Here is a 13,960-nt window from a genome sequence, read left to right on the forward strand (position 1 = left end):
GATATGACTGTTCTTGCTGCCTGCGAGCAGATCGCCCTCCCAATGACCGGGAACAGCACGGTCCTCAACCTCCGCAGGTCTTTCGCTAATAGAGAGAGCATCGACGATCTGACCGTGGGACTTTCCGCCAGCCCGAGCGTGCCGTGAACGACGTATCAGCCGCTTGGACCTGAGGTGCTGAACCAGCTCTTTTTTCAGCACTCCACGGGCCTGGATGAATAAGCTGCGGTAGATGGTTTCGTGGGACACACGCATGCTCTCGTTGCTGGGATAGTGGACCTTCAGCCATTTCGAAATCTGTTCTGGCGCCCAGTCCAGGATCAGTTTACTGGCCACGATGGTACGCAGTTCCTCATGGTTGGCAAGAAGGCACACCTTGGGTCGCAGAGCGGACTCCCATGCCTGACGGTCGCTTCACTGGCTCGATAGAGTGGACGCCCGCCATGACGTGCCACCTCCCGGCTCACTGTCGACACAGGACGTTGCAACCTGCTGGCTATCTCCCGGATCGTCGAACCGGCTGCGATTCCTCGTGAGATGTCTTCCCGCTCGGCCAGCGTCAGAGTCCGCGGTGAACGCCGACGAGCGGGAGGAACGATCCCGCCGCGCTGCGTCAACAGGAACCGAATGGAACCATGCCCCTTACCGAAGGCTCGCCCAATGTCATGCAACGACTCGCCCGCCTTCCAGCGCCGCCACATCTCGATCCGCTGCTCAGTAGAAAGCCTGTTCCCTTTTCCTTGTGCCATAAACACCACCCTTAGAAATCGAATTCATATCAGATGGTGTGTTGCACCGACCGGTTGAGACCGCCCGACTTTGCGGGAACTACCAGCATTCGGGAGCCGAGTTGGAAAGCGCCACAATCTCAATCCATGTGCGACGAGTAGGACTACTTCAGCCGCTGGGCGCAGGGGGTTTTCGCGTGCTCCTTGCACTGGGTGCGGTAGGCGGAGTCTACATGACCATGCACGCCACGCTAGCGATACTGATGTCCGGCGGTATCGGCCGCGACCTTTGACAACGCCCTTTCTTCAAAGAAAAAGCCCGCTCTATAAGAGCGGGCTTTCACGCATCGCAGCGACTATGACTTCAGCGCAGACTCGATCGCCGAGATTACCTGTGGCGAATCCGGCGTCACGTCCGGCTCAAAGCGAGCGATCGGCTGTCCGTTGCGCGCGATGAGGAACTTGGTGAAGTTCCACTTGATCTCGCCGCCCACGTTAGGCGCCGAAGTGAGGTATTGGTAGAGTGGCGTCTTATCGTCGCCCTTTACCGAGACCTTCGCCATCATCGGAAACTTCACGTGGAACTTAGCGCTGCAGAACTGTCGGATCTCTGCATTGGTGCCGGACTCCTGGTTGGCGAAGTTGTTCGCGGGCACGCCAACGATCACCAGGCCCTTGTCCTTGTATTTCTCGTAGACGGCCTCGAGCGCGGTGTACTGCGGCGTAAATCCGCAGGCGCTGGCAACGTTGACCACCAGCAGGACTTTGCCCTCGTAGGCACCTAGCGTGGTGGGGTCACCATCGATGGTGCTCAGCTTGAAATGGTAGACGGGCGCGCCGGCATCGGCCACGGCCAAGCCGCTGAGGAACAGGAACATCAGCATCAGGTAGATCTTTCGCATGGACGACTCCAGAAAATTGTTATGTGCCCAGTGTAACTGTGCGACTTATTAGCGCACTCATCTCCGGCGCGGGCAATCCGGAGATGGTAGTCCGGTTTGCCCGTCGAGAGTTTTTAGGCGAGGCCGTTGCGGGCGATTACCTCATGATAGAAGTGAGCGCTCATCTTAGGCGTGCGCTTCTGCGTGGCGAAGTCAACGTAGTTGATGCCGAAGCGATAGGCGTAGCCGTCGGCCCACTCGAAGTTATCCATCAGGCTCCATAGGAAGTAGCCGCGAACAGGAACGCCCTCGGAGACTGCGCGATGAAGTTGCGTAAGGTAGTTGCGGAGGTACATCACGCGGTCGGAGTCGTAGACGTGACCATCCGGTGTAAGGACGTCGGTCGAGGAGGCGCCGTTTTCGGTGATGTAAATCTCCTTGACATTCCAGAGCTGCGCGGTGAGCTTCGGGCCCCAGTAGAGCGCCTCGGGACCGACGTGCAGCCAGGGGCTCATCATGTGCGGATACGACTCTGGCGGGGGGATGCGGGCGAAGCCGGCTGGTGAGTCATCCGCGCGGATGTAAGTGGGGGTGTAGATGTTGAGGCCGACAAAGTCGACAGGCGTCCCAATGGCTTTCATGTCGGCGTCGGTAAACTTCGGTGCGTCGGCTCCGGCGTGGGCGAGATAGGCGTCGGTATAGCGGCCCTCCATGATGACGGTGAGATAGCCTGCATTGACCTCGCGCATCGCCTTGGCAGTGGCGGCGATATGCTCGGGCGTTTCGATGATGGGAACGCAGGCGCTCGAATTCTCTGCAAGACCTACCTTGGTGCCGGGCTTTGCGTGTGCGCGGATTGCCTGCACTCCGAGGCCGTGAGCGAGCACAGCGTGATGCCGAACCTGATTGACGCCAGCAGGTGGAAGCTTGAGGCCGGGAGCATGACGGCCTGAGGCGTATCCATTGACGAAAGAGCTCATCTCGTTGAGCGTCATAAAGTACTTGACCCGGTCGGAGAGATGTTCGGCGACGTAGCCGGCGTAGTTGGCAAAGGCAACAGAGGTGTCGCGCGACTGCCAGCCACCTTTGTCTTCGAGCGCCTGCGGGAGATCCCAGTGATAGAGCGTGCAGTAGGGTTGAATGTCTGCTGCAAGCAGTTCGTCAACGAGGCGGTTGTAAAAGTCGAGGCCCTTTGGGTTGGGCGTGCCGGTACCCACCGGAAAGACGCGTGGCCATGCAACAGAGAAGCGGTAGGTCTTGAGGCCGAGTGCCTTCATCATCTGCACGTCTTCTTTATAGCGATGGTAGTGATCGTTGGCGACGTCTCCGTTGTCGCCGTTTTTAATCTTTCCTGGGGTGTGCGAAAAGGTGTCCCAAATGGACGGGCCGCGCCCATCTTCGTTCACTGCGCCTTCGACCTGATAAGACGCCGTCGCAGAACCCCAGAGGAAGCCTTGCGGAAAGGTTCGTGCGGTAGGTGTGGAGGGGGTTACTTCGCCGGAGGCTGATGTTGCGATGGTTGTCAGTGCTGTGGGGGCGAGTGCGGCGGATCCAAGGAGACGAGCGAAAGTGCGGCGACTAAATCGATTGAGCAAGAGATACCCCTCGTAAGACAAAGGAAAGTGTAGACGCTTGAACCATCAACTGACAACGACCGGCGATTGAAAGAGAGCTTGTGTCTGCGCGTCGCCAAGTTTTGCACGTGCATGAGATAGCGGCGCGTGCGCAGGTCCGTTTGAGGTGGTAAACTAGCTCATGTGCCGGGTCCTACGCGACGTAATCCCGCCAACCCCGCCAGGTCCGGAAGGAAGCAACGGTAACGGGTCATTACGGGCGCAGTAGGTCGCCCGGTGCACAAATCCCTCCTCCTTGGATTTCCACTCATTACATTTCGAAAATCTTCCTGTTGTGGGTAAAGTGTGTCTTTTTCAGCACCATGCTCGTCAATGGAAAGGTGACACGCGTACGCTTGTCAGAGAGAATGGTCTCCGACGGGTGAACGGCGGTTCATTTCGAATCGGTTCTCTTATTAACAGTCACACTAGATGAGGTGAGAGTTTGAGTTTGACGTTGAAACCGCAGACGCGGGTACGCGCGAAGATCAGTTCGGTGGGGACCTACGTTCCGCCGCGGTTGTTGACCAATGCGGACCTTGAAAAGATGGTCGCAACCAATGACCAGTGGATTACCGAGCGGACCGGAATCCGTGAGCGGCACATTGTGGAGCCGGGTGTTGCAACCAGCGATCTGGCGATCGAGGCGGCGAAGAAATGTCTCGCGGTTCGCGGCATTGAGGCGAGCGAGTTGGAGGTGATCATCGTAGCCACGGTGACGCCCGATATGTTTTTCCCAGCGACGGCTTGCATCGTGCAGGACAAGCTGGGCGCAAAGGGCGCATGGGGGTTCGATCTTTCGGCTGCGTGCTCGGGATTTCCCTATGCGTTGCAGGTGGGAGCCAAGCTGGTTGAGAGTGGAATGCACAAAAAGGTCATGGTGATCGGAGCGGATGTGATGAGCTCGATCATCGACTACACCGACAGGGCGACCTGCGTGATCTTCGGCGATGGCGCTGGCGCGGTGCTGCTCGAACCTTGCGAAGAAGGCGAGATTGGACTCGTCGACTACTGGCACGAGATCGATGGTTCAGGTGCTTCGGCGCTTAATATGCCCGGTGGCGGTAGCCTCCACCCGCCAACCCCCGAAACGGTCGCATCGAAGATGCATTATGTCCATCAGGATGGGCAGGCCGTGTACAAGTTTGCGGTGCGCAAGATGGCCGAGGCTGCAGAGATTATTCTGTCGCGCAATGGCTTGGTAGGGAAGGATCTTGGCTGCTTCATCCCGCACCAGGCGAACAAGCGAATCATTCTGTCGACGGCGGAGCGGTTGGGGTTGCCGGAGGAGTCGGTGATCATCAACATCGACCGGTTCGGAAACACCACGGCGGCTACGATTCCGATGGCTATGCAGACGGCTCTCGAAGAGAAGCGGTTGAAGAAGGGTGATCTTGTTTTGCTGGCCAGTGTTGGAGCTGGCTTTACGGTGGGAGCTACTCTGTTGCGGTGGGAGTTCTAACGCAGGTCCCATAAGGCTTTCGGAACGGGTGAAGAGGAGATGCTTCACCCGTTTTTACGTATTGGAGGAAGGCGTGATGATGAAGACAAATATGGTTACTGAATCGAAGACTGATCGGCGTAGCTTCCTTGCAGCTGCTCTAGCGGCTACTGGTTCGGCCCTGAGCTCCAGTGTCTGCCAAGCTGAAACCGAAGGCCAGGAGCCTCAATCTCAGGGGCATGTCACGGCAAAATCCCCACTATCCTTCGACAGCCTATATGACACATCTGTCCTGGCTACCACGCTGAAAGGCGAAGCGGCGGATCGGGTTGCACTTCGTAGACTAGTGGATTCATGGGCGCGCAGTGCCGATCGTCGTCTGGCCGAAGAGCAGTCGAACCTGTTTGTGGAGGACGGGACGATCCTGAACTACGAAGGGGATCCCGCTACCCACAAGCCACACTCAACGATAAAAGGTAGAGTTGCGATCCGCACCGCACTGGCGGTCCTCAATAAATTCACGGTCACACTGCATATGAACGGGCAGAGCGAAGTTGCGATCCAGGGAGATCGTGCTATCGGCGAAACCTACTGTTTAGCTCACGAGTTCTGGGCGGAGACCGACCAACGCAAATTCCAGACCCTGGGAATTCGTTACCACGATCAATTTCTGCGTCAGGAACATCGGTGGTACTTCGTTGAGCGGCAGGTCATCATCGACTGGTCGGAAACTCGTAACTCTCTTCCGTAGAGCAGATCGACGATCAGCATTCGACATCTCGAGAGGTTTTACTTGTATTATCTATCTAAAAGATATATAGCTCGTAGCTATGAAAACGAAGGGCGGCTCGACACCGAATGCTTTGCTTGGGCTTCTGAGCCTCAGGCCAATGTCCGGCTATGACATTCGACAGCTCATCTCGCGATCTATCGGCCACTTCTGGAGTGAGAGCTATGGGCAGATCTATCCGGGGTTGAAGCAGCTTGCGGCAGCAGGGTTAGTCGAGAAGAAGACCGAACGCAACAAGGGAAAGCCCGACCGGCATCTGTACTCGATCACACAGGAAGGGCGCGAACGGCTGCGGGAGTGGTTGAAGATTCCAGTATCAGAAGAGGTCGCGAGGAACGAACTGCTGCTGAAACTCTTCTTTGGGTCTCATGTCTCGGCCAGCGTTAATCGAGAGCATGTCATGGCAAATATGGAGTTTCATCAACGCGCTTTGAAGGTGTACGCAGCCACGGCAAAGCAGTTGCGGTTGGATGAAGCGAACGATCCGCAGCTGCCTTATTGGCTGATGACGCTGAACTACGGAAGGCACTACAGCGGAGCGGTTTTGAAATGGTGCAAAGAGACGCTGGCGGAGTTGGATGCAATAGAAAGCAAGGGAAAAAGGAGGCAGTGATGCATGCACTCGATCCGTTGTGGGTAAAGTTCTTTCTTGCGGTTCATATCGTCGCGGGGTCATCGTCGTTTTTGTTCGCTCCGGTCGCGCTCGCTACTGCGAAGGGCGGCAAGCAACACAAACGTTGGGGGATGGTCTATCTGTGGTCGATGGGCGTGGTCGCCGCAACTGCAATACCCATGGCTTTTTTCTTTCCTGTGCGTTTTCTGGCGCTTGTAGCTGTGTTCAGCTTCTACTTTGCCTTTTCGGCTTATCGCGTTCTGAGGCTGAAGGAGCTGGCGCGCGGCGGAAGCGCAGAGGCTATCGACTGGATTGCCGGGATTGTGACCTTTGCGACGAGCGCGCTGCTGGCCTGGCTTTCATGGTTTCGGCCAGCAACCATCGAAGTGATTCCAGCGGTGGGGGTGGCATTCGGATTCATCGGAATGTTCGGCTCTGCGAGGCAGATGGTCTCCTTCGTTCGCAAACCGAAGGAGAAGATGTTCTGGTGGTACACCCATCTCGGGAACTTCATCGGGAGCTATATCGCGGCGTGGTCTGCCTTCAGTGTTGTGACCTTGACGCGTGTGATTGGCAATCATTGGTACGTGTGGCTGTGGCCGACGATGGTTGGTGTGCCTGCCATCATCGTGACCACGGCCTACTATCAGCGAAAGTTTGCTCCGAGAGTAAAGGCTACGGCTTAGCTCAGGCGACGGTGTTTGAGGGTTTGGCGAGGCCATGCTTGCCGGGGTGGACGGCACGTGACGTTTTATAGAGTTTCCAGAAGGCGAAGGCGCAGCTTGCGAGGATTGCTGTCCAGATCACGATGAGAACCGGAGTCGCGTACTTCGCCGAAAGACTGTTCCAGAGATGGAGGATGTGCCGCCCGTAGTGAATGCCGAGCCACGCCGCAACAGCGTGGCGCAGGCATCGGCTGATGATGAAGGTGGTCAGGAACTTTTTGCGCGACATGTTCAGCGCGCCTGCTGCGAGAACGAAGGGACTGAGCGGCATCGGCGGGGGCATGACGGCGGGAAGCGCTACGGAGAGAATGGCGTGATTCTCCATCCACTCGCAGACGCGTTTGAAGATGCGAGGCGGAACATGCTTTTCGAGAAAGGCCATCCCTCCGGATTGTCCCACCTGGTAGCTGAACCATCCGCCAAGCCCTGAGCCTATCGTCGCGAGCAGAATGAGAAGGAACCAGCTTTGATGCTGCGCAGACATCACGATGATCATAATGTCCGTGATGCCTGGCAGAGGGAGCGGAACGAAGGAGCTATCGACAATTGAAACCAGGAAGACCCCTAGGAGTCCGAACCCGAAAAGAAAGTGAAGAAACGGATTGCGCGCAGAGTGTTGCGAAGCAGCCTTTTGCGCCGCTAGTGCGAGGTTCTTCGCGGTGATCATGGCAGCTGCGCCGATACTCATAGACATTAAGACGCGACTGAGGGAACGGAAGTCGCTGAGATTTTTGAGATTTAGTAGAGCGGCGAGTATAGCAGAGCGCTTATAGGAAGCGGAGATCGGGAAGGGCTGGAAGAACATCGACCTCAGCGGCATATTGGCGAAATAGTTTGATAGCACGAATGCAATCCGTGTTTAGAACGTAGTGGATGTTATGAGAGAGATAGTGCCGAATGACTTTTGGGCTCAGGTCGATGCGGGGAGTCCATTGTTCGACCAGCTCTTCGATGTGCAGCAGCCCGTGGTTGCGCGAGGCTTCGAGGTCTTCGACGAGTTTGGCGGCAGTAAGGCGAGGCGGCCCAAGTGCCTCAGGCCGCACGGCCCATACCGCGGCAACCCAGGGCAGGCCGGTGCGGGTATGCCACTCGTGGGCGAGATCAAACCACTCGCACGGTCCGACTTCAGCTTCGATCTGCTCGCGGCGTTCGAGGGCGAGCAGAGCCGGATCACCAATCAGAATGGCGGCGTCGGTCTGTTGCAGCATGGCGACGGGGTCGGCCTGCGCAGGCAGGAAGGCCGGATGATTGTTGGCGAACTTGCGAAAGAGGATCTCAGCATAAGCCAACGAGCTACGCGAGGCGGTGTCGGCAGACACCGTCTTCACCGTGCTGAGCGTGTGAGGAGATTTGACGATGAGCTGAATCGAACGCACTTCGTCCAAGGACGCAATCGTACAGCCAGGAACGACCGCAAGCTCCGGAGTGAGAGATGCGATTGGGATGAGTCCAAGGTCCGCGCGGTTTGCGAGCAGTTCCGCGGCGCACTGCGACGGCTGCGTGTAGTGAAGCGAGTAGTTAGTGGCCAGTTCGGCTGCGAGCGGTGCGTGTTCGAAGTCCCACATCAGCGGTGCAGGGTTCAGAAAGTTGATGGCAGCGACACGGAGCATGGAGTGTGAAGACGAAGTGTTCAAAGGACTAGTTTATTAGATGTGTGGGAGGAGCGCTCGATGCAGAGGCGAGTAGTGGCTTTTTATCAGGATGAGGAGCAGCACTGGGCGGCCCGCCTCGACTGTGGGCATGGTCAGCATGTGCGACATGATCCGCCGTGGATGGTGCGCGAGTGGGTGACGACCGAGGAGGGAAGGGCGACGCGAATTGGGAGTCTGCTGGAGTGCAAGCTCTGCGACGAGGAGGCAAAAGAGAGTTCGTAGTAGGATTCTCACGACACAGCGCAGATCATTCGGGAAGGAACCAAAAGAATGAACGCATTGTTGAAAGCTGGCCGTCTTTTCTTTGCCATATCAATGTTCTTCTTCGGCCTCGAATATTTCATCTGCGCTAGCGGGTTGAAAGGCCCGATCCCCGGCCCTCCCTAGCTTCCTGGATCGCAATTGGGAGCGGTGCTGACCGGCGGTGCATTGATCGCGGTTGCGGTTTGCATCACGACGGAAAAACTAGCGCGGTTGGCGGCGGCGCTGTTGGCTGTTGCTCTGTTTTTGGACGTCCTGTTTCTGCAGCTCCCAAGGCTCATCTCGCAGCCGCACAGTCCCGACCCCTGGACCAGCGGCTTCGAGCTCCTGGCTTTGATGGGTGGCGCCTTCGTGCTCGCTCGGATCGAGACTGCCGACGGATTCAGGCTCGAGCCGGCAAATAATATCCTGTCGTACTTAGTAACCTTTGGGCGCGTTGTATTTGCCATCGCGCTGGTGGTCTTCGCCGTACAGCATTTCCAGTATGCGAAGTTCGTTGCGACGATTGTCCCCTCATGGATCCCCGCGCGCCTGTTCTGGGCGTACTTCGTCGGAGTTGCATTTATCGCAGCTGCTCTGGCAATCGTCACCAGGAAGATGGCACGAACCGCGTCAGTCCTGTTGGGTGCGATGTTTTTTATATGGGTTGTTATTCTTCACTTGCCCCGCGTCGCAGCCAACCCGCGCAACGGGGACGAGGTCACTAGCCTTCTAGTTGCATTGGCGATGAGTGGCGTGTCATTTATTCTCGCGGAGAGTTTTGCATCCGATCTCGCCGCGTGAGATGCGATACAGTGACGGTGAGCCCTCTGTCCGGCGACGATGTTTCGAGTCACTGAATAAGAGGGCCGCAAAGCATACCGATGAAGAGGACGATGAATGGCTTTGGCGCAGCAGGATGCGGCAGTTGTAAGCGAACAGGCACGGCTGGCATGGGTGGCATTGACACTGACTCCCGGGATGGGACCCACGCGAATCTGGAAGGCGATGAATCGGCTTGGTGCAGCCGAACAATTACTTGAGGCCTCGCTTACCGAGTTGGAAGGCACCGGCATGCCCGCGCAGTCTGCGCAATTTGTCTTTGAGGGCAAGGCGAAGGCCGCTGCCGAGGACGAGTTGAAGCGCGTCGCCGAAGCCGGGGGCAGTATCTTAACTCCGGAAGACGAGGCTTACCCCGAGCGGCTGCGCGAGATCTACGATCCGCCGTCGACGCTCTGGATCCGCGGCGATGTCTCTCTGCTGGCTCGGCCGGGAATTGCAGTCGTTGGAACGCGCCAACCCTCGCCGTACGGAGCAGGAATGGCGGAGCTGCTCTCACGCGATCTGGCGAACCGGCGGATGGTGATCCTCAGCGGCATGGCACGCGGGGTAGATACCGCCGCGCACAAGGGAGCGATCGAGGCTGGAGGAAAGACCGTCGCGGTCTGGGGCACCGGAATCGACGTCATCTATCCCAAGGAGAATAAGAAGCTGGCCGAGCAGATCGTCGCGACCGGCGGGACGATTGTGAGCGAATATCCGCTCGGAACATTTCCCGCACCGCAAAACTTTCCCATCCGCAATCGCATTCTCAGCGGCATGAGCGTGGGAGTCCTGGTTATCGAGGCGGCTGAATATAGCGGAACCAGAATTACGGCGCGATGCGCAATGGAGCAGAATCGTGACGTCTACGCTGTCCCGGGCAACGTTACGAACAAGAACGCTTGGGGCCCCAACACACTGATAAAACAGGGTGCTAAGCTCACCGCCACTTGGGAGGACATATGGGAGGATCTGCCTTCTGAGATCAGGCTCGCGCTGGAAGACGAGCAGGCAGCGGCCGGAGGGGGCGCTGAATCGAAATCAGGAGGGGCTGCATCTCTATTTAACGATACGCCGCTTCCAGAGCACGAACGAATCGTCTTTGAGCAGTTACGGCACGATGAGTCCACGCAGCTGGACCAACTGATTGAGCAGTTGGAGGCGAAGTTAGGCTCCGCCGAGATATTTACCGCGCTGTTCGAACTGGAGCTTGCGGGACGTGTTCGGCAGCTGCCCGGAAAAAATTATGTGCGGGCTTTCTGAGCCGGAGTGGCAAGGTTGATTCCTGCAACTCGACGGCTCCCGCAAATATCAACCTAAGTTTAGGGTTTCGTTTGACTTGGCGAGTTATCCACAACAGGGACTCACTCGTTGAATCAAGCTGCTGTGCTATGACCTTCTCAGCCGGGTTTCGTCAGTTGAGGAATCATGATGAGATGACGGGTTTGCAGAACTCGTGTTAGGTTCGCAAGGGAACAGGGAAGTGGAACGTTTTGCTTCGGCGATGCGTTCTGGTGGATGAAGGGAACAAATGGGTAAATCATTAGTTATCGTCGAATCGCCGGCGAAGGCGAAGACGATTGGGAAGTATCTCGGCAGCGACTACGTGGTGGAGGCCTCGATAGGCCACATCATGGACCTGCCGAAGAACGACATCGGCGTGGAGCTGAAGAAGCGGACCTTTGAGCCGACGCTGATCGTGTCTCCGGGTAAAGAAAAGGTTGTGGAGCGGCTGAAGAAGCTCGCCGCGAAGGCAGATATGGTCTACCTCGCACCTGACCCCGACCGCGAAGGCGAGGCCATCGCCGCACATCTTTCCATCCAGTTGTTGCCGATGATGAAGGACAAATCGAAGGTACGGCGCGTCACCTTTAATGAGATCACGAAAAAAGCTGTGCAGGCTGCGTTTCTGCATGCTCGAGATATAGATGAGGATCTCGTCGATGCACAGCAGACGCGGCGCGTGCTGGACAGGTTAGTGGGTTACCAAGTCTCGCCGTTGCTGTGGGATAAGGTGCGGCGTGGGCTTTCGGCGGGACGTGTGCAGACCGTCGCGCTGCGCCTGATCGTCGAACGCGAGCAGGAGATTAATGAGTTCAATCCGGTCGAGTACTGGACCATCGATGCCCAACTTGAACCGACTGCAAACAAGCAGAGCTTCACGGCGCGATTTATCGGCGTCAATGGCGTTCCCGCGCGTGTCGCCAACGGAAAAGATGAAGAGGGCAAAGAACTCTTCCTCTCGAACGCGCTGCCTGATCAAGAGGCGGTTGATGAGGTTCTCAGCGAGCTGAAGATTGCGAAGTGGAGCGTCCGCTCGGTCGAGAAGAAAGAGCGGAGAAGCAATCCCAGGGCTCCGTACACGACCAGCAAATTGCAGCAGGATGCGGCTGGCCGCCTAGGCTTTAATGTGCGCCGCACCATGGGCGTAGCGCAGCGGCTCTATGAAGGCGTAGAGATTGGCGCAGAGGGCACTGTCGGTCTCATTACTTATATGCGTACCGACTCCACACGTGTAAGCGCGGACGCAATTGCAGAGGCTCGCGAGTACATCGGCAAGCTGGGACCGAAGTATCTTCCGTCGACACCGAACGAGTATCTCGGCAAAAAGCAGGTCGAGGCGCAGGATGCGCACGAAGCGATCCGTCCGACCAATGTAACGTTCACGCCCGACTCGATCCGAAAGTATCTGAGTGACGAACAGTACCGACTCTACAAACTAATCTGGCAGCGCTTTGTTTCGAGCCAGATGACTTCGGCAGTCTTCGATCAGACGACGGTTGATATTGTTGCGCAGGCCAAGCTCGCCTATGACTTCCGCGTGACCGGCAGTGTGTTGAAGTTCGAAGGCCACCTGAAGTTCGAAGAAGAAGACAAGCGTGCGCGTCAGGCAGCCAAAGATAAGGCTGCGAAAGAAGAAGCAAGGGCAAAGCCAGCCCAGGACGCAGATGCAGCCGCGCAGGCTGGCACCGAAGAAGAAGAGGATGAAGGCGAAGCCAGGTTGCCGGAGCTGAGCAACGGCGAGGCACTGCGTCTCCAGAAACTGGATCCGTTGCAGAAATTTACGCAGCCACCTCCGCGCTTCAACGAAGCGAGCCTCGTCAAGACGCTGGAAGAGAAGGGAATCGGTCGCCCTTCCACGTACGCGTCTATCATTAATACGATCCAGGATCGCGACTACGTGAAGAAGATCCAGTCGAAGTTTGTGCCGACCGAGATTGGTATCGTCGTCACGAAATTGTTGGTGAAAAACTTCCCCTACATCTTTGATACGGCGTACACCGCGACGCTTGAAGGAGAACTCGATGCCGTCGAAGAGGGCAAAGAGCGGTGGACCGATCTGCTCAACGGCTTCTACGACCACTTCGAGAAAGAATTGCTCGTCGCCAGCGACAACATGGAAGACATCAAGCGGATGGAGGAGAAGACCACCCAGGTCTGCGACAACTGCGGCAGTCCATTGATCCTGAAGTGGGGCAAGTTCGGCAGCTTCTACTCGTGCAGCAACTTCACGAAGGTCAAGCCGATGACCGTCGCGGCAGGCCCATGGAAGAAGGATTCGAAGGCCGTCCTGAAAAAGATCACAAAGGCGTTGACCTATCCAATCATCGTCAAGGCGATGACTGAAGACGTGATTGAATACTCCAAGGAGACCGACGACGCGAAGGAGCTGACCGCAGCGATCATCGAAGCCATGGAGCACGGCAAGAAGGTGACTGCTGAGCCGTTCAGCTGCGATTTCACCAAGGAGAACTTCGCAGCCAAGCCTGACCTGAGCGCGCCCGGTGCCGACGAGGTTGCAGAAGAAGAGTTCTGCGACAACTGCGGTCGCGTAATGGTTCTGCGCAACGGGCCCTGGGGCCCATTCATGGCCTGCCCCGGCTACAACGAAGATCCGCCATGCAAGACCATTCGCAAACTGAACCAGAAAGTCCAGCAGAAGCCTCCAGTTCAGCTTGAAGAGGCCTGCCCGAAGTGCGGCAAACCGCTTCTGCTTCGCAACGGCCAGTACGGCGAGTTCATCAGCTGCAGCGGCTACCCAAAGTGCAAGTACATCAAGCAGGAGCTGCTCGACGTAAAATGCCCGAAGGATGGCGGCGACATCGCAGTACGCAAAACCAAGCGCGGCGACATCTTCTACGGCTGCGTCAACTACCCCAAGTGCGACTTCGCTTCGAACCTGAAGCTGGTTAACCAGACCTGCCCGAAGTGCGACAGCGCCTATGTCCTCGAGGTCGTCAATGACAAGGGAACTTACCTTGTCTGCCCGAACAACCGAGAAGCGCTCCCGAAGCGCCGCAAGAAGAAAGGTGCTCCGGAGGAGGAGCCCACAACTCCCCCCTGCACTTATGAGAAGAAGATCGCTGGGCCGGCTCCTGCGCCGGTTCTTGAGCGGCCCGACCCGGACAAGACCCGGGCAGTCGTCGAGAGCGTAGCCTAAAAGAAGATAAGGGA

Annotated in this window: 13 protein-coding genes, 1 other RNA gene and 1 pseudogene; 10 read left to right on the plus strand and 5 right to left on the minus strand. The window is 57.1% G+C overall.

What is annotated here, in order from left to right; all coding sequences use genetic code 11:
- Nucleotides 1-749 (minus strand): annotated as a pseudogene (locus HDF14_RS27825) (IS30 family transposase); the annotation flags it as partial.
- A 101-nt stretch (nt 750-850) separates the two neighbouring features.
- On the opposite strand from HDF14_RS27825, the gene HDF14_RS06220 reads away from it, so the two are divergent.
- On the plus strand, nt 851-1,021 hold the full coding sequence (locus HDF14_RS06220) for a hypothetical protein (RefSeq protein WP_183974679.1): 171 nt from the start codon (nt 851-853) through the stop codon (nt 1,019-1,021).
- Nucleotides 1,022-1,084: 63 nt separating this feature from the next.
- On the opposite strand, the gene HDF14_RS06225 is transcribed toward HDF14_RS06220, so the two are convergent.
- Together HDF14_RS06225 and HDF14_RS06230 are read right to left on the minus strand one after the other, a co-directional pair.
- Entirely contained in the window at nt 1,085-1,606 is a 522-nt protein-coding gene (locus tag HDF14_RS06225) for a glutathione peroxidase (RefSeq protein WP_406707206.1), read from the minus strand.
- A gap of 137 nt (nt 1,607-1,743) precedes the next feature.
- Nucleotides 1,744-3,204, minus strand: a complete 1,461-nt coding sequence (locus tag HDF14_RS06230; RefSeq protein WP_183974681.1) for a GH1 family beta-glucosidase — start codon at nt 3,202-3,204, stop codon at nt 1,744-1,746.
- A gap of 163 nt (nt 3,205-3,367) precedes the next feature.
- On the opposite strand from HDF14_RS06230, the gene ffs reads away from it, so the two are divergent.
- The 5 genes from ffs (at nt 3,368) to HDF14_RS06255 (ending at nt 6,752) form a co-directional block, all read left to right on the plus strand.
- Nucleotides 3,368-3,465: signal recognition particle sRNA small type (gene ffs, locus HDF14_RS06235), an RNA gene on the plus strand.
- A 202-nt stretch (nt 3,466-3,667) separates the two neighbouring features.
- Nucleotides 3,668-4,684, plus strand: a complete 1,017-nt coding sequence (locus tag HDF14_RS06240; RefSeq protein WP_183974683.1) for a beta-ketoacyl-ACP synthase III — start codon at nt 3,668-3,670, stop codon at nt 4,682-4,684.
- A 76-nt stretch (nt 4,685-4,760) separates the two neighbouring features.
- Complete coding sequence (locus tag HDF14_RS06245) at nt 4,761-5,414, plus strand: nuclear transport factor 2 family protein (RefSeq protein WP_183974684.1); 654 nt, start codon at nt 4,761-4,763, stop codon at nt 5,412-5,414.
- A 79-nt stretch (nt 5,415-5,493) separates the two neighbouring features.
- Entirely contained in the window at nt 5,494-6,066 is a 573-nt protein-coding gene (locus tag HDF14_RS06250) for a PadR family transcriptional regulator (protein WP_183974686.1), read from the plus strand.
- A complete protein-coding gene (locus HDF14_RS06255; protein WP_183974688.1) occupies nt 6,066-6,752 on the plus strand; it encodes a hypothetical protein in 687 nt (228 codons plus the stop codon). The genes HDF14_RS06250 and HDF14_RS06255 overlap by 1 nt, the downstream gene beginning before the upstream one ends.
- A 1-nt stretch (nt 6,753) precedes the next feature.
- Here HDF14_RS06255 and HDF14_RS06260 read toward each other — a convergent pair whose 3' ends face one another.
- Together HDF14_RS06260 and HDF14_RS06265 are read right to left on the minus strand one after the other, a co-directional pair.
- Complete coding sequence (locus HDF14_RS06260) at nt 6,754-7,458, minus strand: YqaA family protein (protein WP_260698072.1); 705 nt, start codon at nt 7,456-7,458, stop codon at nt 6,754-6,756.
- A 100-nt stretch (nt 7,459-7,558) separates the two neighbouring features.
- Nucleotides 7,559-8,425 (minus strand): menaquinone biosynthetic enzyme MqnA/MqnD family protein, encoded by an 867-nt coding sequence (locus tag HDF14_RS06265; protein ID WP_260698073.1) that lies wholly within the window; start codon nt 8,423-8,425, stop codon nt 7,559-7,561.
- Between the two features lie 36 nt (nt 8,426-8,461).
- Here HDF14_RS06265 and HDF14_RS06270 point away from each other — a divergent pair, with 36 nt between their 5' ends.
- The 4 genes from HDF14_RS06270 (at nt 8,462) to topA (ending at nt 13,946) form a co-directional block, all read left to right on the plus strand.
- Complete coding sequence (locus tag HDF14_RS06270) at nt 8,462-8,665, plus strand: DUF3565 domain-containing protein (RefSeq protein ID WP_183974690.1); 204 nt, start codon at nt 8,462-8,464, stop codon at nt 8,663-8,665.
- 180 nt (nt 8,666-8,845) lie between these two features.
- On the plus strand, nt 8,846-9,487 hold the full coding sequence (locus HDF14_RS06275; RefSeq protein ID WP_183974691.1) for a hypothetical protein: 642 nt from the start codon (nt 8,846-8,848) through the stop codon (nt 9,485-9,487).
- A gap of 96 nt (nt 9,488-9,583) precedes the next feature.
- Entirely contained in the window at nt 9,584-10,768 is a 1,185-nt protein-coding gene (dprA, locus tag HDF14_RS06280; RefSeq protein ID WP_183974700.1) for a DNA-processing protein DprA, read from the plus strand.
- Between the two features lie 268 nt (nt 10,769-11,036).
- Nucleotides 11,037-13,946, plus strand: a complete 2,910-nt coding sequence (gene topA / locus HDF14_RS06285; RefSeq protein ID WP_183974702.1) for a type I DNA topoisomerase — start codon at nt 11,037-11,039, stop codon at nt 13,944-13,946.
- Nucleotides 13,947-13,960: the final 14 nt, after the last annotated feature.

The sequence above is a fragment of the Tunturiibacter gelidiferens genome, assembly GCF_014201335.1.
Classification (GTDB): domain Bacteria; phylum Acidobacteriota; class Terriglobia; order Terriglobales; family Acidobacteriaceae; genus Edaphobacter; species Edaphobacter lichenicola_E.